The organism is Sulfurifustis variabilis (genome assembly GCF_002355415.1).
GTDB classification, from domain to species: Bacteria; Pseudomonadota; Gammaproteobacteria; order Acidiferrobacterales; family Sulfurifustaceae; genus Sulfurifustis; species Sulfurifustis variabilis.
Genome location: NZ_AP014936.1, coordinates 1,734,332 through 1,758,075, shown reverse-complemented (window position 1 = coordinate 1,758,075; position 23,744 = coordinate 1,734,332). Strand labels below are relative to the sequence as shown.

The window sequence follows — 23,744 nt, the reverse complement described above, 5'->3', positions numbered from 1 at the left end:
CGTCAAAAGAACGCGGTGCGAAACCGGACGGCGCCCACGAGGCGCCAGTACACGGCGAGCGGCGGGATCAAGGCCGAGGTGAGCGCCATCTCGGCCACGTGCGCGGGCGAGCGCCGGGTGCCGGCGAGACGCGTCGCGAAGAGCTGCGCCGTCATGCCGGCCCAGCCGGCCCCCGCGCCAAGGGCCACGCCCGTCGCGCCGGCGGCCGCACCGCCGAGCGCGAGGCCCAGGAGCGCGACGATGCCGTAGTAATCCCAGCGCGGCGTGCGCCGGATGCGCGCCCGGTACAGGGCCGGGTGTTTCTTGTAGAGCAACGCATCGAACAGGATCTTGCGTTGCTGCCGCAGGCTCTCTCCCCACCCGGCCGGCCGCAGCGGATGCACGACGATCGCCCGCGGCGCGTGCACGACCGGCAGCCCGCGCTCGAGCAGGGAAAAGTAGAGATCGCTGTCCTCGCGAAACGCGGCCGTGAAACGCTCGTCCAGTCCGCCGACGGCCTGCAGCGCCTCCCGCCGACAGAAGCAGTTCGCCGTAACGAAGCCGGCGTCGGCGAGCCGCGCGGCATCGCGCTCGTAATCGGTCGGCTCGGGCGGCAGCGGGACACGGATCCGTCCCCACGCGGCCGCCGCGCCGCCGTCGAGCGCCAGAAGGCCGTGGCGAAGCCAGTCGGATTGCGGAACGCAGTCGTCGTCCGTGAACGACACGATGGGGGCGCGCGCCGCGCGCCAGCCGCGGTTGCGCGCGATCGCGGGACCGTGGCGGCCGGTGACGCACTCGTAGCGGATCGGCGGCGCGATGTCGCCCTCGCGTCCATAGTCCTCGACGACCTCGCGCGTCTTGGCGTCATTGGCGTCGTCGACCACGACGATCTCGTATTCCCCCCGCGGCAGGTCCTGCCCGACGAGCGCCCGCAGGCACCGGTCAAGCAGAAACGGGCGCCGGTACGTCGGTACGACGACGGAAACGCGCAACGTCATTGAGCAGCTCCCGTTTCTCGAGCAGAAACGGTCCCATGACCAGGGCATCCAGCGGCGAGCTCGCGAAGCACTCGAGCGCGTCGCGCGGCGTGCACACGATCGGCTCGCCGCGCGTGTTGAACGAGGTGTTGACCAGCACCGGCACGCCCGTGCGGGCCTGGAAGGCGCGCAGCAGGTCATAGTAGACGGGGTGCTGCTCGCGGTTGACGGTCTGCACCCGCGCCGTGCCGTCGACGTGCGCGACCGCCGGGATGCGCGCGCGCCGTTCGGGTAGCACGTCGTACACGAACAGCATGAACGGCGAGCGCCGGCAGCCCGCGAACCAGTCCGGCGCCTCCTCCTCCAGGACGACCGGGGCCACCGGGCGGAAATCCTCGCGGTCCTTGATGTCGTTCAGGCGCGCCTGCATCGACGGCGACATCGGCGAGGCGAGGATCGATCGGCCGCCGAGCGCACGCGGCCCGAACTCCATCGCGCCCTGGAACCAGGCGACGATCCGGTCGCGCGCGAGCAGCTCGGCCACGTCGTCGAGGCCGGGCAGACGCCGGTAACGGACGCCGGCGCGACGCAGCACCGCCTCGATCTCGCGTTCGTCGTACGACGGGCCGAGCAGCGCGTGATCCATCGTGTAACGGCGCTCGCCGTCGTTCCGCTCGCGCGCATCGATCCAGAGCGCCGCCCCGAGCGCGGTGCCGGCGTCGCCGGCCGCCGGCTGGACCCAGATGTCGTCGTACGGCCCTTCCCGCAACAGCCGCCCGTTCATCACGCAGTTGAGCGCGACGCCGCCGGCCAGGCACAACCGGCGCTCGCCGGTCTGCTCGTGCAGCCAGCGCGCCATGCCGAGCACGGTCTCCTCGAGGGCCTTCTGCAGGGAGCAGGCCACGTCGAAGTGACGCTCCTCCAGCGCCTCGCCGCGACGCCGCGCGGGACCGAGACGCTCGGCGAGCGGGACGTCGTTGATCCGGTAGCGGCCGTCCGGCCCGCTCTCGAGAATCTCGCGAAACAGCTCGCGGTAGCGCGGCTTGCCGAACGAGGCGAGAGCCATGACCTTGTACTCGTCCGACGAATGCAGAAAGCCGAGGTAGCGCGTCACCTCCTCGTACAGGAGGCCGAGCGAATGCGGCAGGTCGATCTGCGCGAGGCGCTCGAGCCCGGTGCCCTGCCCGACCGCGTAGCTCGTGGTCGCGCGCTCGCCGCGTCCGTCCATCGTCAGCACGGCGGCGCTATCGAAGGGCGACGGCAGGAAAGCACTCGCCTCGTGCGCGAGGTGGTGATCGACGAAATGCCAGCGGTAACGCGCGGCCCCGGCCTTGCCGAAGCGGCGTTGCAGATGGTGGGGCACGCCGTCGACCAGGAGGCGCGGGGCGTTGACGACGTAGGAGACGAACAGCGGCTCCCACGGCGAATCCCACCCTTCGGGGATCGGGTGCGCGCTCGGCTGGAGCGGCAGCGCGACCACGGCCGACCGGCCGTCGCGCAGCAGCTGCTGCGGATCGTACGCGTAGGCGACGTGATCGAGCGCGCCGATGTCGACGCCGGCGCTCGCGAGGCAGAAATCGATCGCGTGGTACGGGAGCTCCCAGGCCGAGAACGGCACCGGACGTTTCGCGTGCTTGATACGCGTGAACCGCTCTTCCTCCGCCGCGGCGACGACGACGCCGTCGTGCACGAGGCACGCCGAGGAATCGTGGTAGGCCGCGTTGATGCCGAGGGTGTACATCTAGCGCGCTCCCTGCGCGACCCGCACGCGCTCGCCCTGCGGCGTGCCCTCCAGGAGCTCCACGGCCGCCCGGGCGACGGCTTCCGGCGGAACGCGCCGCAGGCAGTCGTGATGGCCGATCGGGCAGACGCTTTTGTAGCAGTTCTTGCACGGCACGTCGTGATACAGGACCCGGCTCTCCACGCGCCACGGCGTGTGCTGCGGGTTCGTGAGCGCGTAGAGATCGACGACCGGGGTGCCGACCGCGGCCGCGATGTGCGCCGGCCCGGTGTTGTTGACGACCAGCACGGGCGCGAGCGCGATGAGCGCGCTCAGCGTGCCGAGATCGCACCGCCCGGCGAGCGAGTGCGAGGGCGAGCGCATGTGCGCCCGGATCTCGGCGATCAGCGCGGATTCCGCCGCGCTTCCCGTGTAGACGACGTGACAACCGTGCTCCCGGACCAGCAGATCGGCCGCGCGCGCGAACCCTTCCGGTGGATAGCGCCGGGAGGGAGCGCTGGCGCCCGGGTGCACGAGCGCCCAGCGTGCGTTCCGGCCGAGCCGCAGGCCGGCGACCAGCACCTGCGCCTTGGCGAAGCTCTCGGCGGGAACGTTGAGGCGCAGCCGGTCGTCGTCGATGCGCGCTCCGACGCGGGCGACGAGATCGAGCTGCCGCTGCACTTCGTGCCGCACGCCCTGCTGCGGCTCCGTCTCCGGCGCCCAGTCCGTCAGCAGCCCGTACGGATTCTCCCGGCAGTGCGCGAGGCGCAGCGGAATGCCGGCGAGGTAGCAGTACGTCGCCGCCGGCAGCGCGCTCTGGCTGTACACCGTGAAGATCACGGCCGCATCGAAGTCCCGGGTGCGCAGGCGCGCCAGCAGCACGCGATCGTCCCCGACGCGCGCCCGCGGCGCCGTCGCCTTGACCCAGGGCGAGCGATGGACGATCAGCGCGTCGATCCCGGGCAGGTACTGCGCGATCGCGGCGCCCGCCGGCGAGGTGAGCACGGTCACGTGCCGGTCCGGCCGCGCGCGTTTGAGCGCCGCGATGGCGGGTCCCGTCATGAGGACATCGCCGAGCGCGTCGAGCCGCACGCACAACAGGTTTCGCGCGGTCTCCCAGCGGGGTGGTCCGCTCACGCGCGCACCTCCCGCCGGTAATAGCGTTCGCTCCAGGCGGCACACCGCGCGATGCGCTCCGCGGCGCCCCGGAGGTCCGTCGCGGTCGCGTCCGGCGCGCGGAACGGTCCCTGGCGCCACTCGGTTTCGTTGCCGTTGTCGACGAGCACGGTGCGGCAGCCGGCGCGCTGCCCGGCCTCCACGTCGTCGAGGATGTCGCCGATCATCCATGACCGCTCGAGATGGACGCCGTGGATCGTCGCGGCCGCGAGCAGCAGGCCGGGCGCCGGTTTGCGGCAGCCGCAGGCGGTCGCGTAGCGCGGCACGCGCCCGGCGGGGTGATGCGGGCAGTAATAGAACCCCGCGAGCGGAACGTGGTACGGCGCGAGCAGGATCCGCAGTCGTTCGTACACCGCGTCGAGCGCGCGCGGCGCGAAGAACCCGTGCGCGATGCCGGGCTGGTTCGAGACGACGATGAGCGCGTAGCCGAGCGTGTGCAGGCGCACGAGCGCGGGGCCGGCACCCGGAGTCAGGCGGACCCGGGACGGATCCGTGTTGTACGGCACGTTCTCGATCAGCGTGCCGTCTTTGTCGAGGAATATCGCCTTGACCGTCACGGCCAGGACGTCTCCGTCATCGGCAGCACCATGATCTCCGGAATCACCGTCTCGGGCGGGCGCGTCAGCACGAACAGGATCGTGTCGGCCACGTGCCGCGGGTCCTGCAGCGTGTTGACGTCGATGTCGGGGAACCGGTCCAGCAGGAACGGCGTGCGCATCCCTCCGCTCACCACCGCCGTCACCTTGATGCCGTGCGCGCGTCCCTCGGCGTGGAGCGCGTGGCTCAACCCGAGCAGGCCCCACTTGCTCGCGTGGTAGCCGGTCGCGTTCGGCCAGGCGCGCTTCGCCGCCGTCGACGCGATGTTGACGATCTGCCCGCCTCCTTGCCGCTTCATCACGGGGAAGACGCTGCGGCAGAGCCAGTACGGCCCGTTCAGATTCGTGTCGATGATGCGCCGCCAGTCATCGACCGCGAGCTCGTCGGCGGCCACCGTGATGTCGATCGCCGCGTTGTTGACGACGATGTCCACCCGGTCGTGGCTGCGAACCAGGCGCCCGACGGCGTCCGCGACGGCTTGCGGGTCGCGCACGTCGAGCGCGATCGTGCTCGCCTGCCCCTCCGCGCCGCGGATCTCCTGCACGAGCCCCTCGGCGAGGTCCTCGCGGACGTCCGCGCACACGACATCGGCGCCGTGGCGCGCGAGCACCCGGCAGACCTCCGCGCCGAGGCCGCGCGCCCCGCCCGTCACGAGCGCGACCTTCCCGCGCAGAGCCGGCATCCCCGATCCTTCCTGCATCGGCCTCCCCTCCCGCTCAGGCGTTGGCGTTGCCGGCGCGCTGCTCCGCCCCGGCGGCGATGACGTGCGCGTAGAGAGAGGCGACGCGGTCGGCGACCTGCGCCCACGTGAAGTGCCGGTTGGCCCGTTCGCGGCCCGCGTCGCCGAGCGCCCGACGCAGCTCGGGCGCGCCGAGGAGCTCCGCGAGGCGCGCGGCGAGCGCATCGGCGCTGTGCGGCGGAATCAGGAAGCCGGTGCGCCCGTGGCGTATCGTGGTCTTGATGCCGCCCACGCTCGTCCCGATGACCGGCGTGCCGCAGGCCATCGCCTCGACGGGCGTGATCCCGAACGGCTCGTACCACGGGGTCGTCACGAAGACGTCCGCGGCGCTGTAGTAATAGCGCAGCAGCTGCCGACGGCAGGAGCCGGTGAACGTCACCCGGTCGTCCACGCCTTCCTCGGCCGCGATGCGATGCAGCCGCGCGATCTCCGGGGTCGCCGTCGGGCACGGCAGCTCGGACTCGCCGCCCACCACGACGAGCCGCGCGTCCACGCCGTGCTCCCGCCAGAGCCGGCCGAGCGCCCGGATGGCGACATCGATTCCCTTGCGCGGCACCAGGCGGCCGATGCTCGCGACGATGCGTTCGCCCGGCGCGAACCCCAACACGCGCCGCGCGACGCATTTCTCCACGGGCCAAAGCTCCGCGCTGTCGAAGCCGCAGGGCACGATGCGGATCCGCGCGGGGTCGGCCCCGTAGAGGTTCAGGAGGTCTGCGCGATCCTGGGCGCACTCCGCGATCACGCAGTCGGCCGCGGCGATGATCCGCTCCTCGATCTCCGGACGCTCGTCCGGAAAGTGGTCCGCCTCGCCCTGATGCAGGCGGCGCACCCGACCCAGCGCGTGGAACGTGATCACGAACGGCAGGTCCAGCTCCGCCTTCAGGGCCATCGCGACGACGCCGGAGGTCCAGAAGTTCGCGTGCACGACGTCGTAGGGCATGCGCTGGCGCCGACAATAGAGGCTCATCTGCCGGGCGAACTCCGGCATGTACGGCAGCAGCTGCTCCTTGGGGATCGGTACCGGCGGGCCGGCCTTCACGTGCACGACGCGCACGCGGCTGATGAACTTCACGACGTCCGGCAGCGTCTCCTGGTCGCGCCGCGTGAACACGTCGACCTGGTAACCGCGCGCGGCAAGCTGATTCGCGAGTTGCGCTACATAGACGTTCTGTCCGCCGCTGTCCACGCCACCCAGCGTGGCCAGCGGGGACGCGTGCTCACTGATCATCGCAATCCTTGCGACCATGACGTTCCCTCGATTCCAACTGCGTGGCGGACGGCTGGCGGCCGCTTCGGACAGCGGTTCTTTCGAGGCATTCTGCCGTCAAGCGGCCGCGTGCGTGCATCCGCAAAAGTACTGAGCGCCGTCGGCCCGAGCGCGACACGTGTAACCGATTGGCGACAGCCGCGCGCGGTTCCTTTGATCGCTTCAGGGACTTTGCCGAGCCGCTTCGTCTCGGCCGCATCGGGATGAAGTTACGGGCTGGTGTACGCGCTCGTCTCTGGTATGCTTCGACTCGTTCGCGACGAATCGATTGCTGAGGGAACAGCGGTGCCCATCGATCTCGCGCAGATCGCCGATGCGCTTCCGGAGCGGCGCGTCACGGTGATCGGCGACGCGCTCCTCGATGTTTATCTCCAGGGTCGCGTCGAGCGCCTCTGTCGCGAGGCGCCCGTTCCGCTCGTCCAGATCGACGCCACGCAGGACCTGCCGGGCGGCGCCGCCAACGCCGCGGCGAATCTCGCGGCGCTCGGCGGTCGCGTGACGTTCGTCTCCGTGATCGGCGAGGACGCCGACGGCGCGCGGCTGCGCCGCGCGCTCCGGGAACGCGGCGTGGACGACACCTCGCTCATCGTCGACCGCGCACGTCGCACGCCCGCCAAGCACCGGCTCGTCGCGGACGGACAGATGGTCGCGCGCTTCGATTCCGGCGCGCGGCGCGCGCTTGCCGCGGACATCGAGCACGCGCTGCTCGATCGCGCGCTCGCCGCGTGCGCGGAGGCGGACGTCGTCGTTCTCTCGGATTACGGCTACGGCGTGTTCACGGCGACCGTGCTCGGTGCGCTCGCCGGACTCGGAGGCCGGTTCACGGCACCGGTCGTGGTCGACTCGCGCCGCCTCACGCGCTTCGCCGTCGTCGCGCCGACCGTCGTGAAGCCCAGTTACACCCAGGCCCTCGCGCTGCTCGAACGCACCGCCGACGCCGCGCGCGGCGGGCGCGCCGAGCGCATCGCGGCCCAGAGCGAGCGCCTGCTGCAACGCACCGGCGCGCGTATCGCGGCGGTCACGCTGGACACCGACGGCGCGATCATTCTCGAGCACGGCCGCGCGCCCTACCGCACGTACGCCCGCCCGGCGCGCGCGCCGCGCACCACCGGCGGCGGCGACACGTACGTCGCCGCGCTGGCGCTCGCCCTGGCGTCGGGCGCGGAGACGCCCGAGGCCGCGGAGATCGCATCGGCGGCGGCGGCGGTGGTCGTCGGCAAGGACGGCACGGCGGTGTGCAGCACCGCCGAGCTGCGCGCGCTGTTCGCGGGCGGCGAAAAGCGCGTGCCCGACGCGCGCGCGCTCGCGCAGCGGGTGGAGGCGGAGCGCGCCGCCGGGCGGCGCATCGTCTTCACCAACGGCTGCTTCGACATCCTCCATCGCGGGCACGTCACGCTGCTCAATCGCGCGAAGGGCCTGGGCGACGTGCTGATCGTCGGCGTGAACGCGGACGCGAGCGTCGCGCGGCTGAAGGGCCGCGGCCGCCCGATCAACGCGCTCGAGGATCGCCTCAAGGTGCTCGCCGCGCTCAGCTACGTGGACTACGTCGTCGCCTTCGACGACGATTCCCCGCGCGAGCTCATCTCGGCCGCGCGGCCCGACATCTACGTGAAGGGCGGCGACTACACGCGCGACACGCTCCCCGAGGCCGCGCTCGTCGAGAGTCTGGGCGGCGCCGTGTGCATTCTTCCCTACGTCGGCGACCGCTCCACGAGCGGAATCATCGAGCGCATCCGGCGGGTGGTGGGCGGATGAACCGGGGGCGCGACCTTCGGACCAGCGTGAACCGGGAGACGAGAGCGACCCGGTGAGCCCGAACGTCGACGTCCTCATACCGACCTGCAATCGCCCGGCCGCGCTCGCCGTGACGCTGACGAGCCTGTGCGCGCAGGCGTTCCGCGGCTTCCGGGTGGTGATCTCGGACCAGACCGTTCACGGCGACTCCGTGCGCGCCGGCGAAGTCCAGGCGACCCTGCGCGTCCTGCGCGCCCACGGGCACACGGTGGAGACGCACCGGCACCTGCCGCCGCGCGGACTGGCCGAGCATCGTCATTTTCTCCTCGATCGCGTGCAGGCGCCCTTCGCGCTGTTCCTCGACGACGACCTGATCCTCGAACCCGGGGTGATCGGCACTCTGCTGCAGGCACTCACCGCCGAGCAGTGCGGATTCGTCGGCCAGGCGGTCATCGGCCTGAGTCACGCGGACGACGTGCGCCCGCACGAGCAGCATGTCGAGTTCTGGGAGGGCCGCGTCCGACCGGAGGCCGTACCGCCCGATTCCCCGGCGTGGCGGCGGCACCGGCTGCACAACGCCGCGAACCTCTATCACGTTCAGCGTCGGCTCGCGCTGCCGGCCGGCGCCTGGCGAACCTACCGCGTCGCATGGATCGGCGGGTGCGTGATGTACGACACCGGGAAGCTCCGTGCCTGCGGCGGCTTCGGTTTCTGGCGCGACCTGCCCGTCGCGCACTGCGGCGAAGACGTGCTCGCGCAGCTGCGCGTCATGGCGCGCTACGGCGGCTGCGGCATCCTGCCGTCGGGCGTGTATCACCAGGAGGTCCCGACGACGGTGCCGGACCGGCGGGTGGACGCGCCGCGGGCGCTCGGCATCGGATGGGAGGAGCGCCGGCATGCCCCGCGTTGACGTGCTGCTGCCCACGTGCGATCGGCCGCTCGCGCTCGCCATGACGCTCTCGGGTCTCGCGGCCCAGCGGTACCGCGACTACCGTTTGATCGTCGCCGACCAGAGCGAAGCGCCCGCGCTGGCGCATCCGACGATCGCCTCGCTGAAACGCATCGTCGAGACCCTGAGCGCGCCGGTCGCGTGGCACCGTCGCGACGAACGCCGCGGCATCGCGGAGCAGCGGCAGTTCCTTCTCGAGGCGGCGACGGCCGAGCTCGTGCTGTACCTCGACGACGACGTGCTCATGGAGCCGTGGGTGCTCGACGCGCTGGTGACCGCCCTTGCGCGCGAGCGCTGCGGCTTCGTCGGCGCGTTCCCGTCGGGCCTGTCGTTCCGCGAGGACGTGCGCCCCGACCAGCAGCGCGTCGAGTTCTGGGACGGGCCGGTGCGTCCCGAGACGGTCGAGCCGGGCAGCCCGGCGTGGGAGCGCCGTCATCTGCACCGTGCCGCCAACCTCTACCACGCCACGCTGAAGCACGCTCCCGCCGCCACGCGGCTCTACAAGGTCGCCTGGGTGGCGTCGTGCGTGCTCTACGACCGCGCGAAGCTGCTCGACGTGGGCGGCTTCGCCTTCTGGCCCCGCCTGCCCCGCTGGCACTCGGGCGAGGAGGTGCTGGCGCAGAACCTGCTCATGCGCCGCTACGGCGGCGCCGCGATCATGCCCTCGGGGACGTGGCACGCCGAGGAACCGTCGACCGTGCTGAATGCGGCAGGCACCGTCGACGGTCATGCCCTGGTGCTGCTCGACGAAATGGCCGCGCGCTTCACCCTGCTTCCGGAGAAAGCCTATGGTTGAACACGCGCACGGCGAAAACCTGCTCTCGCTCCTGCCGCGGCCGCCGCACAAGGTCGCGCTGTTGCGCGCCTCGCGCCTCGGCGACTTCCTGTGCACGTCTCCGGCGCTGCGCGCCCTGCGACACGCGCTGCCCGAGGCCGAGCTGGTCATGATCACGCTTCCCGCGTTGCAGGACGCGGTCGTGCGGTCGCCCTATCTCGACGGCTTCATCGCCTTTCCCGGTTATCCGGGCATCGCGCAGCAGTTCTTCGATCCCCGGCGGGCGCTCGATTTTTTCCGGCGCATGCAGCGGGAGCGCTTCGATCTCGCGATCCAGCTGCAGGGCTCGGGCGTGTATGCCAATCCGTTCACGCTCATGCTGGGCGCGGCGAGCACCGCGGGCTTCGCGCGGCCGGGTGACGATACCTCGCTGCTCGACGCGTGCCTGCCCTGGCCGGATCACGGACACGAGATCCGCCGCCTGCTCGGGCTCGTCGGGTTCCTCGGCGCCCTGCCGCGGGGAGAGGAAATGACGTACCCCCTCTTCCCCTCCGATCGGGCGAACGCGCAGGCGCTGCTCGCGGGGCTGCCGCAGCCGATCATCGGCCTGCATCCGGGATCGCACGATCCGCGGCGGCGCTGGCCGCTCGAGCGCTTCGTCGAAGTCGCTCGCACGCTGCATCGCCGCTACGGCGGCAGCATCGTGCTCCTCGGCGGGGCGACCGTCTCGGAAGAGGCGGCGGTGCTCGAGGCGCGCATCCCCGGTTGCCGGAACCTCGTCGGCCGGACCGCCCTCGGGCCCTTCGGCGCCGCGCTGACGCGCCTCGCCCTTTTCATCACCAACGACTCGGGCCCCGCGCACGTCGCGTATGCGCTGCGCGCCCCGACCATCACCCTTTATCGCGCCGGAGGCAGAGAGCGCTACGGCCCGCTCGCCGAGGGGCCGTTCGCGCCGCTCGAACCCGCCGACGCGGGCGCCGACGCGCTCGTGTCCGTGGATCAGGCGCTGCAGGCCGCGGACACGCTCCTCGCCGACGCCACCGGAAAGGAACGAATTCCATGTGGAGAGACCAGCGAAGCCCTTCGGTACGCAAGATAGCGGTGGTACGCGCCAACGGCATCGGGGACTACGTGTTCTCGATCCCCGCGCTGGCGGCGCTGCGCAGGACGTACCCGGACGCCGAGATCGTTCTCCTCGGCAAACCGTGGCACGCGGCGTTCCTTGCCGGGCGGCCGGGGCCGATCGATCGCGTCGCCGTGGTGCCGGACTACCCCGGCGTCGGCGCCGAGCCCGGCACGGCCACGGACACCGCCGCGCACGAGCGCTTTTTCGAGCGGATGCGCGCCGAGCGTTTCGATCTCGCCGTGCAGATGCACGGGGGCGGGCGGTACTCGAACCCGTTCACGCGCCGGCTTGGCGCGCGCTACGCGGTCGGCCTGCGCGATCGCGATGCCGAGCCGCTCGACCGCTGGGTGCCGTACGTGTATTTCCAGCCCGAAGTGCTGCGCTACCTGGAGCTGGTGTCCCTCGTCGGGGCGCAGCCGGATGCCCTGGAGCCGAGCATCGCCGTGACCGCCGCCGACCGCCGCGAGGCCGACGGCCTGGGGCTGGGCTCCTCGCGGCCGCTCGTCATCATCCATCCGGGAGCCACCGATCTCCGGCGGCGCTGGCCGGCGGAGCGCTTCGGTGACGTCGCTCGCGCGCTTCACGCCGCGGGCGCGCAGGTCGTGGTCTCCGGCGACGAGACCGAGCGCGAGCTCGCGGCGCGTGTCGTGGACTCCGCCGCCGGGGCGGCCGTCAGCGTGGCCGGGCGACTCTCGCTCGGAGGCCTCGCGGCCCTGCTCGCGCGCAGCCGCGTCGTCGTCGGAAACGACTCTGGGCCGCTGCACCTCGCGGCCGCGGTCGGCGCGCGCACGGTCGGCATCTACTGGGTGGGCAACCTCATCAACGGCGCCCCGCTCTCGCGCACGCGGCACCGCCCGCTCGCTTCCTGGCGGCTGGAGTGCGTGGAGTGCGGGCGAAACACGCTGACGAACGCCTGCGAGCATCGGTCGTCGTTCGTCGCCGACGTGCCGCTCGAGGAGGTGCGGGGGCGCGCGCTCGAGCTCTACCGCGCGGAGACGGAGCCCGAGCCGTTCGCCGTCGCCGCACAGATGTAAGCACGCCGTCCTTTTCGTTGCTTCGCGCCGCGACGATCCATGCCCCGCCGCATCGACGCGCTACCGGCCCCGCCGAATGACGCTGATGCGCCCGTCGCCCTCCATGACGGCGAGCTTCACGTCCGCGATCTCCTCGATGCCGTTCTGGCGGAGCTGGGTCATGAGCTCCTGTTCCGAGATCGATTCCCGCCGCAGGTTGCGCGCGATCAGGCGGCCGTTCCGCACGAGCGGCAGCGGCGGCGGATGCACGAACCACTCGACCGAGCGGAAATGGTAGGCCAGCCAGTCGAGCGCGTAGTTCCAGAAGATGATGGTGCCGATCAGGACGCCGCCGTCCGTCAGCGTGTGATAGTCGGTCGCCATCGCGTTCTGCCCGGCGTCGGCCAGCAGCACGATCATCAGCAGGTCGGGAACCGTGATGCTCGCCGCCTCCCTGCGCAGGAGGACGCGAAGCATGACGAGAATGCCGAGATAGATCACCGTGCCGCGGACGAACAGCTCGAGCGGAGGCACTTCCGAGGCGAACATGCCGGTCCAGTCGATCCGGGCGAGCCCGTCCATGGCGACGCTATCTTACCAAGCGGGCCCGCGCGGCGCGGTCGACTTGCCACGTGGGAATCGCGGGCATGAGCGGCGAGCCGTGGTGGCGACACGCCGTCGTCTACCAGATCTATCCGCTGTCGTTCCAGGACTCCGACGGCGACGGATACGGCGACCTTCGCGGGATCCGCGTGCGCCTGGAGTACCTCGACTGGCTGGGCGTCGACGCGATCTGGCTTTCGCCGATCTATCCCTCGCCGATGGCCGACTTCGGCTACGACGTCGCGGATTACACCGGTGTCGACGCGGTCTTCGGGACGCTCGCCGAATTCGACGCGCTGCTCGCCGAGGCCCACGCGCGCGGCATCCGCCTCATTCTCGATTTCGTCCCGAACCACTCGTCCGATCGGCACCCGTGGTTCGTGGAATCCCGGACGGCCCGCGACGCCCGCCGGCGCGATTGGTATATCTGGCGCGACCCGGCTCCCGGCGGAGGCCCGCCCAACAACTGGCTGAGCGTGTTCGGCGGCAGCGCATGGGCGTACGAGGAAGCGACCGGACAGTACTACTATCACGCCTTCCTGAACGAGCAGCCCGACCTCAACTGGCGAAATCCGGCCGTGCGCGAGGCGATGCACGGCGCGCTGCGCTTCTGGCTCGATCGCGGCGTCGACGGTTTCCGGCTGGACGCCATCTGGCACCTGATCAAGGACGAGCGGTTTCGCGACAACCCGCCGAACCCGGCGTACCGGCCGGACCAGCCGCCTTTCTTCAGCCTGCTTCCGGTCTACTCCACCGACCGCCCGGAGGTCCATGACGTCCTCGCCGAGCTTCGCCGCACGATCGACGCCTATGCCGACCGGTTGCTCATCGGCGAGATCTACCTGCCGATCGAACGGCTCATCGCGTACTACGGCAAGGACCTCGCCGGGCTGCACCTGCCGTTCAACTTCTCGCTCATACAGGCGGCGTGGAAGGCGCATCGCCTCGCCGCGCTCGTCGAAGAATACGAGCGCGCGCTCCCGCCGGGCGGCTGGCCCAACTGGGTGCTGGGCAACCACGACAAACATCGCATCGCGACGCGCGTGGGCAGCGCGCAGGCGGCGGTTGCCGCGATGCTGCTCCTGACCCTGCGCGGCACGCCGACCCTGTATTACGGCGACGAGATCGGCATGCGCGACGTCGCGCTTCCCGCCGACCGGGTGCGCGACCCGTGGGCCCGCGACCGCCCGGCGTTCGGGCGCGATGCCGCGCGTACGCCCATGCAATGGGACGCCGGCGCCGGCGCCGGATTCACCGAGGGCATGCCGTGGCTCCCGGTCGCGGAAGACCTCGAGGCGTGCAACGTCGCCAGCCAGCGCGCCGATCCTTCCTCGCTGCTCCATCTCTATCGCGCACTGATCGCGCTTCGCCGGACCGAGCCCGCACTGCTCTCTGGGAGCTACGAGCCCGTCGTGGTCAGCGGCGACGCCCTCGCCTTCCGCCGCCGGCACGACACTCGGTCGCTGCTCGTGGCCCTCAACCTCGGCGGCGCCACCCAGCGCCTGCTGCTTCCCAGCGGTATGCGCGGGCGGATCGCGCTCGGGACCCGTCTCGACCGCGGGGGCGAGCGCGTGAGCGCCGTGCTGACCCTGCGCGGGGATGAGGGCGTGATCGTGCGGCTGGAATGAAGGACGGCGGGACCGGCCGGCGCGACAGGAGTGCGTCGCGGTCAATCCCCGGCTTCCGTTCTTTTGCCCTTCAGACCGTACGCCCGGATCACCCGGCGCACCAGCACGTCCACGGGGAGATCGGCGTCGAGGGTCAGTGCGTCGCGCGGCTCCTCGAGCGTCGCGAGCTGGCTCTCGAGCAGCGGCGCCTTCATGTAGTGGCCGCGCCGGTGCCGCAGGCGTTCGCGCAGCAGGGGCGGACCTCCCTTGAGATACACGAACCGCACGCCGGGCCCCACGCGCAACCGCGACCGGTGCGTCCGCTTGAGCGCAGAGCACGCGATGACGGCGCGCTCGCCGGCGGCGAGGTACGACGCCGTGGCCTGGCGCAGCCGTTCGAGCCAGGGGTCGCGATCCGCTTCGGTCAGCGGGATGCCCCGGCGCATCTTGTCGATGCTGGCCGGCGAGTGCAGCGCGTCGCCATCGAGAAACCGCCAGCCGAGCGCGCGCGCGAGCGCTCCGCCGACGGTCGTCTTTCCCGCGCCGGATACCCCCATCACGACGAGGATGGCGGGCTCGCCCCGGTCCATCACGATAGGACCGCCGGGCGTGCGGAGGGTTGAGCCGGCCCTTGCCGCCATGATCCGCGCGGGTTTCGGGGCCTGAACCAAGGGACGTGCGGCCGACCCAACGGGGTACGAGCGCCGAATACCAAATGCTGGAACGCTTCCGCCCCCTGCGCATCATCGATCCCGACACGCTCGAGCGCGGTCTGCGTCTCGTGATGCTCGAAGGCGTGGCCGCACAGATCATGGTCGTGCTGACGGGCGGCGCGTTCCTGGTGGCCTTCGCGCTCGAGCTCGGCGCCTCGCCGTTCACCATCGGCCTGCTCGGCGCGCTGCAGCCGCTCACCCAGACACTGCAGATACCGACGATCTACCTGGTCGAACGGCTCGGCTGGCGCAAGCTCGTGGTGGTGGTGGCGCTCGCGCTCTCGCGCGCTTTCTGCTTCGTGCTCGCCGCGATTCCCTGGGTCGTGCCGGAGCCGCAGCGCATTCCCGTGTTCATCGGCGCCCTCCTCGCGTATTACGGCCTGGGCACGGTGTCGGGCGTGGCCTGGAACCCCTGGCTGCGCGATCTCATCCCGGAGAACCGGCTGGGCCAGTACATGGCCGGACGGCTCGCCTGGATCACCGGGATCGGCGCGCTGCTCGGCCTCGCCGCTGCCGGCGGCATCGACCTGTACCAGCGCCGCTTCGACGATCTCCTCGGCGTATTCAGCCTGTACTTCGCGGTCGCCGGCGTCGTCGGCCTGTTCGGCGTTTCCGTCATCAGTCGCGTGCCCGAGCCGCGCGCCGAGCACAATCCGGCTCACCCGATCTGGCGGCTGATCGCCGAACCGCTGCACGACGCCAACTTCCGCCAGCTGCTGCGGTTCCTCGCGAGCTGGAACTTCGCGGTCAACTTCGCCGCGCCGTTCTTCACCGTCTACATGCTGCGACGGCTCGGCCTCACCATGACCGTCATCCTGTCCCTCACGGTGCTGAGCCAGGCGATCAACGTCGTCTTCTTCCGCATCTGGGGCCGGCTCGCCGACCGTTTCAGCTACAAGTCGACCTTGGTCGAGGCCGGGCCGCTGTTCATCGTGACCTTCGTGCTGTGGCCGCTCACGCAGTTCGGGCAATGGCCGGGATTCACGCTGGCTGCGCTGATCTTCATCTACGTGCTGAACGGCATGTCGACGGCGGGCGTGCAGCTGTGCACGGGCAACCTCGCGCTCAAGCTGGCGCCGAAAGGGAAGGCCACCGCATACCTGGCGATCAACGCGCTCACCTCCGGCGTCGCGGCGACCTTCGCGCCGATACTCGGCGGCATTGCCGCGACGTTCTTCGAGGGCGAGGAGATCACGTTCGTCGTACGCTGGCGCTCGACCTTCGCCGGCACGGAGGGGGACTTCGTGCCGTTTACGCTCCGCGGTCTGGACTTCGTGTTCCTGCTGGCGTTCGTGCTCGGGCTCTATTCGCTTCATCGCCTGGTCACCATCAAGGAACAGGGCGAGGTCGAAAAGGGTCTCGTGCGGCCGGAGCTGCAGTACCAGGTGCGCAAGGCAATCGATCATGTGTCCACTGTCGACGGTCTGCGCGACCTCTTTTCGTTCCCGTACGGGCGCCTCATCGAGGTGTTCAACCGGCGGCGCGTGCGTCGCCGGCCGGGGCAGGAGCCGACTCCGACCGTGCGCCACTGACCGGTGGCCGGGACGCCGTCGCCGTCTACTCCAGACGGGCCCACAGCGAGCCATACGGCGGGAGCCGGCGCCGGATCAGGCCATCCACGATATCGAGCCGTTCCCCGCTGCCGATCTCGGTCGCGAGGGCCGCGTCGGGCCGCAACGCCGTCTCGACGGTGCGGCTGCTCAGGTTGTGCGCCGCGAGCAGTCGGGAGGACGGGCCGCGGTAGACCCGGGCCCACACGGCGGACGACCCCGCCTCGATCTGGCGGCACTCGCCGGTCGCGATTTCCGGGTGGTCGCGGCGTATGCGCGCGAGCGCCCGGACGACGCGCAGCAGCGAGCCGGGGTCGGCCTCCTGCGCGGCGACGTTGATCCGGTCGTACGCAAACTCGCCCTCCTCGATCGCCGGTGCGACCAGCCGCTCGCGCGGCGCACGCGAGAACCCGCCGTTCTTCTCCGCCGACCATTGCATGGGAGGGCGCACCGCCTCGCGGCCGGGTTGCGAGAGATTCTCCCCCATCCCGATCTCGTCGCCGTAGACGATCACCGGGGCGCCCGGCAGGGCGAAGAGCAGGCCGAAGGCCAGTTGCAGCCGGCGCCGATCGGCCCCGAGCATCGGGACAAGGCGCCGGCGGATGCCCCGTCCGTAGATGCGCATGGACGCCTCAGGCGCGAACACGCGCATCACCGCCGCGCGCTTCTCCCCGCTCAGTTGCTCCAGATCCGCCTCGTCGAGGTTGCGCAGGAAGTTCGCCCATTGACCCCTGCCCGGCCAGGCGGGCAGCAGCGCGAGACCGCGATCGATCGCCTCGGCGCGTTCGGTCGCGAGCGCGAGCCAGAGATAGTTATTCAGGAGGAAGTTCAGCATCACGTTGACCTGATCGCCGCCCGACACGAACGCCGGCAGACGACCCGGCGGCACATCCGCCTCCGCCATCAGCACCCCGTCCGGCCGCCGGCTGCGCAGGTACGCGAACAGCTCGCGCAGGACCTCATGGCGGTCACGCGGCTCGATCTCCGGATGCCCCTTCTCTTCGACGAGGTGCGACGCGGCGTCGAGGCGGAAGCCGTCGACGCCGAACGACAGCCAGAAGTCCATGATCCGCTCGATCTCGCCGCGCACCTCCCGGTTGGCGGCGTCGAGGTCCGGCTGGAAATGATAGAAGCGGTGGTGAAAGAAGGCCCCCGCACGCTCGTCGTAGGTCCACGTGCCCTGCTCCTCGCCCGGGAAGATCGTTTCCTGGTCCGACGCAGGCGGAGGCTCGTCCCGCCAGATGTAGTAGTCGCGATAGCGCGACCGCGGATCGCGGCGCGCCGCCTGGAACCAGGGGTGACGGTCGGACGTGTGATTGACGACGAGATCGAGCAGCACCCGAAGGCCGCGCTCGCGCGCGGCCGCAACGAAATCGGCGAAGTCGCGGAGGTCGCCGAGCGCCGGGTGGATGGCGTAGTAGTTGTCGACGTCGTATCCGTTGTCGCGCATCGCGCTCGGAAAGCACGGCAGGATCCACACGCAGTCCGCGCCGAGCGCGGCAACATGATCGAGGCGGCGGACGAGGCCCCGAAAATCGCCTATCCCGTCGTCGTTGCTGTCCGCGAAGCGGCCGACGTCCACGCCGTACAGGATCGCGGTGCGTTCCCACATCGCTGCTGCCCCCGTCCCTGGACTCGGTCCAGTATAAGGATGGGCGGCAGACGTTCGACAGGCGCGGCGCTTCCGATTTCGGGGTTTCCATGGACATGCTCCACGTTTTCCCGCATGTACTTCCATTCCGTCGCGGCTTAGCGTCCGAGTCCGACGACCTGCCGGGCTGGCGCGCGTTTCGGGGCCTTGGCGAGAATCAGAGCTCATGACCCGGATGTCCGTGGCGATTCCTCCGAGCACCCGCTCGCTTCCCGTCCCCGCCGATCGACGTGCGCGAATCTGGCGTTACATGAACTTCGCGAAGTTCGTCTCGCTGATCGACGCGGAAGCCCTGTTCTTCGCCCCTGTCGGCCGCTTCAGCGACACCCGCGAGGGCGGTGGAGCCGCGGCGCCGCCGGACGTTGCCGTGAGCAGCTGGCACCTGAGCGACCACGAGTCGGAGGCGATGTGGCGCCTCTACAGCCCGCGCGAAGAAGCGGTGGCGGTGCAGTCGACGTACGAACGGCTGCGCGGCGCCCTCCCCGACTGCGTGCGCATCCACCAGGTCACCTACGTCGACGAACCCGAGCGGCAGGCGCGCACGGACCACCTGAGCGGCTTCTTCTACAAGCGCAGGGCCTACGAGCACGAAAAGGAGTTGCGGGCCGTGTTCCCGCTCGCGGACGCCGCGGCGGCCGGGGATCGCGCGCGCGCGACCGACGGAGGCTGGTTCTTCGGCATCGACGCCGACGGTGTCGTCGAGCGGGTCTACGTCTCGCCCTTCGCGGCGGACTGGTTCCGGGCGGTCGTCGTCGGGGTGACCCGCCGCTACGGCCACCGCTTTCCGGTGGAACGCTCCGCGCTCACGGGGACGGTGTGACGGTCAGGCGGCCTCGCGCGCGAGCTTGTCGTACATCGCGACGATCCGTCCGGCGATGCGCCGGGCCTGTTCGCGATCCATGTGTTCGATGGTTTCGCGCAGGAAGTCGTGCCCGAGCACGGACTCCGAACCGACCACCTCGGCTTGGACCAGCGCGAACTCGGTGCGGATCACCTCCGGCAGCGCGGCGGGGTCACCGTGAAGCGGCTCGAGGTTCGAGAGGTAAGCGTCCGCCAGGCGTTGCTGGACGGTCCCCGACTCGCACGTGAGCGTCAGAACCGCCGAGAAGAGCCGTCGCCATGCCAGAAGTGCTTCGCTCGTCATGCGCGCCACTCCCCGTTCGTTTTTCCGGGAGGGAAACGTGCGCAATCCCGCGCGGACTTCCGCCTTGGTATTTCTGTTCCCGAACGCCCACTATCGGGAGGCGGTTTACGGCTGTCAAATCAGTGATCACTAATGAGCCTCGGTCCCGCCGGTACGGCCCTCCCCGAGCTGGCCGGCAAGTCGATGGCCCGGTTACCAGGGCCGGAACTTCGCGAATTTCGCCCCTCGCGCCGACCAACCGGCTCGCACACCGGTCTGATCCAACGCGAAACCGGCGACCGCATGGAGGCTTTTCAGCGTATCGGGTGAAAGGCCGGCGCCCACCCCGATCTCCATAAAAGTGATCCCGGTGTCCACCCCGGCTATCCAGTCGCTCGTGCTGCGGAACCGGTTCACCTCGTCCTCGGTGAAGAACAGAAAGAGGTAATCCGGTCGCGGGCCGACCTGCAGACTGGCAGCGCTCAACTGCATCTTGTAATAAGCGGCCGTTCGCGTTCCGACCCTGAGCGCCCCCTCGATCCAGGGCCCTCCGCTGAGACTCTGCGGATGAGGTATGACCAGAACGGCCCGTGCGGCTTTCAGGTACTCGTCGGCGTTCTGCACTCGTTTCTTGAAATTGCTCACGGCGGCGCTCACCCGCGCCTCGACCTCCGTGGCCGTCGCGGTCGCCTGGACATTGCCGAGCGGAATCAGCATGAGCCCCAGGCACATCGCCGCACCTGCAAGCGGCCCGCTGCTAATGAAACGACTCATGATTGCCCCCCGTTCTTTCTTGAGCCCGGCAATCATCCTATTAATCGCCGGGTAAAGCCAAAGGACGCGGGGATACTGGTGCCCGGAGCCGGACTCGAACCGGCACGGAGTTGCCTCCAACGGATTTTAAGTCCGTTGCGTCTACCTGTTCCGCCACCCGGGCGGCGGGTTCCGCGAAGTGTAAAGGGGGGCTAGGGCAACGACCAGAAAATTGGAGGCTGGGGTCGGAATCGAACCGGCGTCCACGGCTTTGCAGGCCGCTGCATAACCACTCTGCCACCCAGCCGGAGAAGAAAACGGGGAGGCCCGGCGGCCTCCCCGTGGGGACTGGAGCGGGAAACGAGGCTCGAACTCGCGACCTCAACCTTGGCAAGGTTGCGCTCTACCAACTGAGCTATTCCCGCAGTAAGGCCGGCATTGTAAGCAGGCCACCGGGCGGGTTCAAGTTTACGGCCGCCCCTGGGCCCGGTCGGCCGCGGCCCGGTCCGGATGGAGCAGGTCGGCCCAGGCGATGCGCAGGTACACGAGCATCGACCACAGGGTCAGGCCGCCGGCCACGTAAAGCAGCACCTCCCCGATATGGAGGACGGGCAGTCCCAGGAGGTCCTCCCGCCAGAGGAGAAACGGGATCGCCAGCATCTGGGCGGTCGTTTTCACCTTGCCCACGAACGACACGGCGACGCGCGAGCGCTTGCCGTACTCGGCCATCCATTCGCGCAGCGCGGAAACCGTGATCTCGCGGCCGACGATCACGACCACGACGATGGCGAAAAGCCGTCCGTCGTAGACGGCGCCGTAGATCTCCGGGTCGGCGACGAGCATGACCAGCGCGGCGGCGACCATGAGCTTGTCGGCGACGGGGTCGAGGAACGCGCCGAAATGGGAATGCTGGCCGAGACGTCGGGCGAGGTAGCCGTCGAGCCAGTCGGTGATGGCGGCGATGATGAACAGCACCGCCGCCAGGATGTTCGCATTCTTATAAGGTAGGTGGTACGCGACGATGAAAAGCGGGATCAGGACCAGCCTCAGCACCGTGAGGATGTTCGGGGCGTTCCATATCATTTATTGGTGTTCCTGTTCATGGAAGGCGTCGTAGATCCGGCGCGCGAGCTCCGGGCTGATGCCCGGCACCCGGGCGAGATCCTCGACGCCGGCCCGCGCCACCTCGCGCATCCCGCCGAGGTTCCTGAGCAGCGCCTGCCGGCGCTTGTCGCCGATCCCGGGAATGCTTTCCAGCGGCGAGGTCGTCCGGGCGCGCGCCCTGCGCTGGCGGTGGCCGGTGATCGCGAAACGGTGAGCCTCGTCGCGAATCTGCTGAATGAGATGCAGGGCCGGGGAGTCCGCGGGCAGTATAGTGGGGCCGTCCCGACCCCACAAGAAAAGCTGCTCCAGCCCGGGCTTGCGCTCGCGCCCTTTTGCCACGCCGACAAGCGCGAGGTCGTCGATCTGCAGTTCGTCCAGCACCGCGTGCGCCGCGCTCACCTGCCCCTTGCCGCCGTCGATCAGGATCATGTCCGGTAATTTCGCTACCTGGCGTCCCTGCCGTGACATCGATGGATTCTCCGGAGCCGGGCCTGGGCCTCCTTGTCCAGGCGTTCGCCGGGAAATCTCAGGCTCGCCCTCTCCTTCCTTCACCTTGCGATAACGACGTTCGAGGGCCTGCGCGATCGCGCCGTAATCGTCCCCGGGCTCGATGTCGCGGATATTGAAGCGCCGGTAGTCGGACTTCACCGGGCCGTTCCGGTCGAACACGACGCAGGACGCGACCGCTGCCTCGCCCATCGTGTGGCTGATATCGAAGCACTCCACCCGCCCGGGAATCTCTTCGAGATCGAGCGCATCCTTGAGGGCCTCGAAGCGCGCCTCCATGTGCATGCGGCTGTTCGCCGCGCGGCGCAGCTCTTCGGCCGCGTTCAGCTCGGCCATCTTCGCCCAGCGCCGCGGCGCGCCGCGGAGCGCGGTCCCCGCGTGTATCGCGATCGCCCGGCCGGCCGCCTGCGAAAACGCCTCTTCGAGGAGCGCCTCGTCGGAAATCGCGTGGCTCAGATAGATGCGCTCGGGGATGGGCTTGCCCACCGCGCCGCCCGCATTCAGGTAGTACTGCGGCAGAAACGCGGCCAGCACCTCGGCGGCCTCGCCCGCCTGGCCGGGCTTCGGGAAGAAGCTCTTCGAACCCAGGTTCATCCCGCCGCGTACGAAGCTCACCTGGATGCACGCCGCGTCCCCGGCCATCGCCACGGCGAGCACGTCGGCCTCGCCGCCGCGCCCGGTGATGTACTGGCGCTCCTGCACGCGCTTGAGCGCCGCGATGCGATCGCGGTAGAGCGCCGCCGTCTCGTAGTCCTCGCGACGCGCGGCGTTCTCCATGCGTTTCATCATCTCCTCGACGACCTGCCGGCTCTTGCCCTCGAGGAACAGGATCGCGTGGCGCACATCCTGCAGGTAATGCTCGCGCTCGACGAGGCCCACGCACGGGGCCGAGCAGCGCTTGATCTGGTACTGCAGGCACGGGCGCGAGCGGTTGCGGAAAAAGGAATCCTCGCACTGGCGCACCGGAAAGACCTTCTGCAAAAGGTTCAGGCTCTCGCGCACCGCCGCGGCCGAGGGGTACGGGCCGAAGTAACGCCCCTTCTCCCGCTTCGCGCCCCGGTGAAAGGCGAGCCGCGGCCATTCCTGCGCCTCGGAAACGAAGATGTACGGATAGCTCTTGTCGTCGCGCAGCACCACGTTGTAGCGCGGCTTGAGCGACTTGATGAGGTTGTTCTCGAGGAGCAGCGCCTCGGTCTCGGTGTGGGTCACGGTCACCTCGAGCCGCTCGGTGCGCGCGACCATCGCCTGGACCTTGGGCGACAGTCCCTGGCCGGCCGCCCGGAAGTAGCTCGCTACCCGTTTCCTCAGGCTGCGCGCCTTGCCGACGTACAGCACCTCCCCGTCCGGCCCGAGGAAGCGGTAGACGCCCGGTCCGGCCGGGAGGTCCTTGAGTGTCTGCTGGAGCTCGGGTGCGTTCATGGCCTGGCCACCAGGGCGCCGGCGCGCCGGACGACGCGCCTGAACATCGCGGCCGTAAGCCGGCCGGTTTGCGTGTTGTACCGGCTGCAATGGTACGAATCGAGCAGCGCGATGCCGCCGGGCAGCCGGTGCTCCGCGCCGTGCGCGAAGCGGTAGTCCTTGACCCGCAGGGCGTAAGCCTTGAGAACGGCGGCGTGGGCGACCAGACCCAGCGCGAGGAGCACGCTTCCGGGCCGAAGGGCGAGCAGCTCGGCCTTCAGGTAGCCATTGCAGCGGGTCACCTCGTCGGGGAGCGGTTTATTCCCCGGCGGCAGGCATTTGACGGCGTTCGTGATCCGGCAGTTCCGCAGCCTGAGGCCGTCGCGGGCATGCAGCGCTTCCGGGCGGGACGCGAAGCCGAAGCGGTGGAGGGTTTCGTAGAGCAGAATGCCGGCGTGGTCCCCCGTGAACGGGCGCCCGGTCCGGTTCGCCCCGTGCATGCCGGGCGCCAGCCCGACGACGACCAGCCGGGCGTTCCGGTCGCCGAACGGCGGGACCGGCGCCGCGTGGTACTCGGGGTGCTCACGGCGCACGGCGGCGAGATGCCGCGCCAGTCGCGGACAGGCCCGGCAGCCGGGATCGAAGACGGAATGCCTCGTCACGAACTCGAACGATTCTGGAAA

At 70.1% G+C, this 23,744-nt stretch carries 22 protein-coding genes and 3 tRNA genes; 8 read left to right on the top strand and 17 right to left on the bottom strand.

Annotated elements, in window-relative coordinates; all coding sequences use genetic code 11:
- Positions 1–2: 2 nt before the first annotated feature.
- The 6 genes from SVA_RS08475 to SVA_RS08450 are packed head-to-tail and all read right to left on the bottom strand — an operon-like array spanning position 3 to position 6,434.
- Positions 3–977, bottom strand: coding sequence for a glycosyltransferase family 2 protein (locus SVA_RS08475; RefSeq protein ID WP_096460815.1), 975 nt, complete (start codon positions 975–977; stop codon positions 3–5).
- Entirely contained in the window at positions 922–2,697 is a 1,776-nt protein-coding gene (locus tag SVA_RS08470) for a carbamoyltransferase family protein (protein ID WP_096460814.1), read from the bottom strand. Before SVA_RS08470 ends, SVA_RS08475 begins: the two co-directional genes overlap by 56 nt.
- Positions 2,698–3,813, bottom strand: a complete 1,116-nt coding sequence (waaF, locus tag SVA_RS08465) for a lipopolysaccharide heptosyltransferase II (protein ID WP_197703431.1) — start codon at positions 3,811–3,813, stop codon at positions 2,698–2,700.
- Entirely contained in the window at positions 3,810–4,409 is a 600-nt protein-coding gene (locus SVA_RS08460) for a D-glycero-alpha-D-manno-heptose-1,7-bisphosphate 7-phosphatase (protein ID WP_096460813.1), read from the bottom strand. The genes waaF and SVA_RS08460 overlap by 4 nt, the downstream gene beginning before the upstream one ends.
- Positions 4,406–5,131, bottom strand: a complete 726-nt coding sequence (locus tag SVA_RS08455; protein WP_169924027.1) for an SDR family oxidoreductase — start codon at positions 5,129–5,131, stop codon at positions 4,406–4,408. Before SVA_RS08455 ends, SVA_RS08460 begins: the two co-directional genes overlap by 4 nt.
- A gap of 34 nt (positions 5,132–5,165) precedes the next feature.
- The gene (locus SVA_RS08450) at positions 5,166–6,434 is read right to left on the bottom strand and encodes a glycosyltransferase (protein WP_096460811.1); all 1,269 of its coding nucleotides are present in this window, start codon (positions 6,432–6,434) and stop codon (positions 5,166–5,168) included.
- A 306-nt stretch (positions 6,435–6,740) separates the two neighbouring features.
- On the opposite strand from SVA_RS08450, the gene rfaE2 reads away from it, so the two are divergent.
- The 5 genes from rfaE2 to SVA_RS08425 are packed head-to-tail and all read left to right on the top strand — an operon-like array spanning position 6,741 to position 12,073.
- A complete protein-coding gene (rfaE2, locus tag SVA_RS08445; protein WP_096460810.1) occupies positions 6,741–8,210 on the top strand; it encodes a D-glycero-beta-D-manno-heptose 1-phosphate adenylyltransferase in 1,470 nt (489 codons plus the stop codon).
- Positions 8,211–8,262: 52 nt separating this feature from the next.
- On the top strand, positions 8,263–9,099 hold the full coding sequence (locus SVA_RS08440) for a glycosyltransferase family 2 protein (RefSeq protein WP_096460809.1): 837 nt from the start codon (positions 8,263–8,265) through the stop codon (positions 9,097–9,099).
- A complete protein-coding gene (locus SVA_RS08435) occupies positions 9,086–9,934 on the top strand; it encodes a glycosyltransferase family 2 protein (protein ID WP_096460808.1) in 849 nt (282 codons plus the stop codon). The genes SVA_RS08440 and SVA_RS08435 overlap by 14 nt, the downstream gene beginning before the upstream one ends.
- A complete protein-coding gene (locus tag SVA_RS08430) occupies positions 9,927–11,012 on the top strand; it encodes a glycosyltransferase family 9 protein (RefSeq protein WP_169924026.1) in 1,086 nt (361 codons plus the stop codon). Before SVA_RS08435 ends, SVA_RS08430 begins: the two co-directional genes overlap by 8 nt.
- Entirely contained in the window at positions 10,973–12,073 is a 1,101-nt protein-coding gene (locus SVA_RS08425; protein ID WP_096460806.1) for a glycosyltransferase family 9 protein, read from the top strand. Before SVA_RS08430 ends, SVA_RS08425 begins: the two co-directional genes overlap by 40 nt.
- Before the next feature lie 60 nt (positions 12,074–12,133).
- On the opposite strand, the gene SVA_RS08420 is transcribed toward SVA_RS08425, so the two are convergent.
- Complete coding sequence (locus tag SVA_RS08420; RefSeq protein ID WP_096460805.1) at positions 12,134–12,634, bottom strand: DUF421 domain-containing protein; 501 nt, start codon at positions 12,632–12,634, stop codon at positions 12,134–12,136.
- A 65-nt stretch (positions 12,635–12,699) separates the two neighbouring features.
- Here SVA_RS08420 and SVA_RS08415 point away from each other — a divergent pair, with 65 nt between their 5' ends.
- The gene (locus SVA_RS08415) at positions 12,700–14,283 is read left to right on the top strand and encodes an alpha-amylase family glycosyl hydrolase (RefSeq protein WP_096462877.1); all 1,584 of its coding nucleotides are present in this window, start codon (positions 12,700–12,702) and stop codon (positions 14,281–14,283) included.
- A 41-nt stretch (positions 14,284–14,324) separates the two neighbouring features.
- On the opposite strand, the gene SVA_RS08410 is transcribed toward SVA_RS08415, so the two are convergent.
- Entirely contained in the window at positions 14,325–14,852 is a 528-nt protein-coding gene (locus SVA_RS08410; protein WP_231971904.1) for a gluconokinase, read from the bottom strand.
- A 125-nt stretch (positions 14,853–14,977) separates the two neighbouring features.
- Between SVA_RS08410 and SVA_RS08405 the strand changes: the two genes are divergently transcribed.
- Complete coding sequence (locus SVA_RS08405; protein WP_096460804.1) at positions 14,978–16,507, top strand: MFS transporter; 1,530 nt, start codon at positions 14,978–14,980, stop codon at positions 16,505–16,507.
- Positions 16,508–16,532: 25 nt separating this feature from the next.
- Here SVA_RS08405 and SVA_RS08400 read toward each other — a convergent pair whose 3' ends face one another.
- Positions 16,533–18,137, bottom strand: coding sequence for an alpha-amylase family protein (locus tag SVA_RS08400; protein ID WP_096460803.1), 1,605 nt, complete (start codon positions 18,135–18,137; stop codon positions 16,533–16,535).
- 205 nt (positions 18,138–18,342) lie between these two features.
- Between SVA_RS08400 and SVA_RS08395 the strand changes: the two genes are divergently transcribed.
- On the top strand, positions 18,343–18,996 hold the full coding sequence (locus SVA_RS08395; RefSeq protein ID WP_148665418.1) for a hypothetical protein: 654 nt from the start codon (positions 18,343–18,345) through the stop codon (positions 18,994–18,996).
- A gap of 3 nt (positions 18,997–18,999) precedes the next feature.
- On the opposite strand, the gene SVA_RS08390 is transcribed toward SVA_RS08395, so the two are convergent.
- The 8 genes from SVA_RS08390 to SVA_RS08355 all read right to left on the bottom strand — a co-directional run bounded on the left by SVA_RS08390 (position 19,000) and on the right by SVA_RS08355 (position 23,723).
- Positions 19,000–19,320: a hypothetical protein gene (locus SVA_RS08390; protein ID WP_096460801.1), complete on the bottom strand. Its 321-nt coding sequence runs from the start codon at positions 19,318–19,320 to the stop codon at positions 19,000–19,002.
- A 192-nt stretch (positions 19,321–19,512) separates the two neighbouring features.
- The gene (locus SVA_RS08385; RefSeq protein ID WP_148665417.1) at positions 19,513–20,109 is read right to left on the bottom strand and encodes a lipid-binding SYLF domain-containing protein; all 597 of its coding nucleotides are present in this window, start codon (positions 20,107–20,109) and stop codon (positions 19,513–19,515) included.
- Positions 20,110–20,149: 40 nt separating this feature from the next.
- A tRNA-Leu gene (locus SVA_RS08380) sits at positions 20,150–20,236 on the bottom strand.
- A gap of 49 nt (positions 20,237–20,285) precedes the next feature.
- A tRNA-Cys gene (locus SVA_RS08375) sits at positions 20,286–20,359 on the bottom strand.
- Positions 20,360–20,401: 42 nt separating this feature from the next.
- Positions 20,402–20,477: transfer RNA gene (locus SVA_RS08370), tRNA-Gly, on the bottom strand.
- A gap of 43 nt (positions 20,478–20,520) precedes the next feature.
- The gene (gene pgsA, locus SVA_RS08365) at positions 20,521–21,135 is read right to left on the bottom strand and encodes a CDP-diacylglycerol--glycerol-3-phosphate 3-phosphatidyltransferase (RefSeq protein ID WP_096460799.1); all 615 of its coding nucleotides are present in this window, start codon (positions 21,133–21,135) and stop codon (positions 20,521–20,523) included.
- On the bottom strand, positions 21,136–23,082 hold the full coding sequence (gene uvrC / locus SVA_RS08360; protein ID WP_096460798.1) for an excinuclease ABC subunit UvrC: 1,947 nt from the start codon (positions 23,080–23,082) through the stop codon (positions 21,136–21,138).
- On the bottom strand, positions 23,079–23,723 hold the full coding sequence (locus tag SVA_RS08355; protein WP_096460797.1) for a uracil-DNA glycosylase: 645 nt from the start codon (positions 23,721–23,723) through the stop codon (positions 23,079–23,081). The genes uvrC and SVA_RS08355 overlap by 4 nt, the downstream gene beginning before the upstream one ends.
- Positions 23,724–23,744 lie beyond the last annotated feature (21 nt).

What these genes read in the sequence shown, in the direction of transcription:
- SVA_RS08385 (WP_148665417.1), bottom strand. Translation starts at nt 20,109, where the DNA reads ATGATTGCCGGGCTCAAGAAAGAACGGGGGGCAATCATGAGTCGTTTC.
- SVA_RS08430 (WP_169924026.1), top strand. Translation starts at nt 9,927, where the DNA reads ATGGTTGAACACGCGCACGGCGAAAACCTGCTCTCGCTCCTGCCGCGG.
- SVA_RS08405 (WP_096460804.1), top strand. Translation starts at nt 14,978, where the DNA reads ATGCTGGAACGCTTCCGCCCCCTGCGCATCATCGATCCCGACACGCTC.
- SVA_RS08395 (WP_148665418.1), top strand. Translation starts at nt 18,343, where the DNA reads ATGACCCGGATGTCCGTGGCGATTCCTCCGAGCACCCGCTCGCTTCCC.
- SVA_RS08415 (WP_096462877.1), top strand. Translation starts at nt 12,700, where the DNA reads ATGAGCGGCGAGCCGTGGTGGCGACACGCCGTCGTCTACCAGATCTAT.
- uvrC (WP_096460798.1), bottom strand. Translation starts at nt 23,082, where the DNA reads ATGAACGCACCCGAGCTCCAGCAGACACTCAAGGACCTCCCGGCCGGA.
- SVA_RS08390 (WP_096460801.1), bottom strand. Translation starts at nt 19,320, where the DNA reads ATGACGAGCGAAGCACTTCTGGCATGGCGACGGCTCTTCTCGGCGGTT.
- SVA_RS08455 (WP_169924027.1), bottom strand. Translation starts at nt 5,131, where the DNA reads ATGCCGGCTCTGCGCGGGAAGGTCGCGCTCGTGACGGGCGGGGCGCGC.
- SVA_RS08450 (WP_096460811.1), bottom strand. Translation starts at nt 6,434, where the DNA reads ATGGTCGCAAGGATTGCGATGATCAGTGAGCACGCGTCCCCGCTGGCC.
- pgsA (WP_096460799.1), bottom strand. Translation starts at nt 21,135, where the DNA reads ATGATATGGAACGCCCCGAACATCCTCACGGTGCTGAGGCTGGTCCTG.
- SVA_RS08420 (WP_096460805.1), bottom strand. Translation starts at nt 12,634, where the DNA reads ATGGACGGGCTCGCCCGGATCGACTGGACCGGCATGTTCGCCTCGGAA.
- SVA_RS08400 (WP_096460803.1), bottom strand. Translation starts at nt 18,137, where the DNA reads ATGTGGGAACGCACCGCGATCCTGTACGGCGTGGACGTCGGCCGCTTC.
- SVA_RS08410 (WP_231971904.1), bottom strand. Translation starts at nt 14,852, where the DNA reads ATGGACCGGGGCGAGCCCGCCATCCTCGTCGTGATGGGGGTATCCGGC.
- SVA_RS08425 (WP_096460806.1), top strand. Translation starts at nt 10,973, where the DNA reads ATGTGGAGAGACCAGCGAAGCCCTTCGGTACGCAAGATAGCGGTGGTA.
- SVA_RS08470 (WP_096460814.1), bottom strand. Translation starts at nt 2,697, where the DNA reads ATGTACACCCTCGGCATCAACGCGGCCTACCACGATTCCTCGGCGTGC.
- SVA_RS08475 (WP_096460815.1), bottom strand. Translation starts at nt 977, where the DNA reads ATGACGTTGCGCGTTTCCGTCGTCGTACCGACGTACCGGCGCCCGTTT.
- SVA_RS08435 (WP_096460808.1), top strand. Translation starts at nt 9,086, where the DNA reads ATGCCCCGCGTTGACGTGCTGCTGCCCACGTGCGATCGGCCGCTCGCG.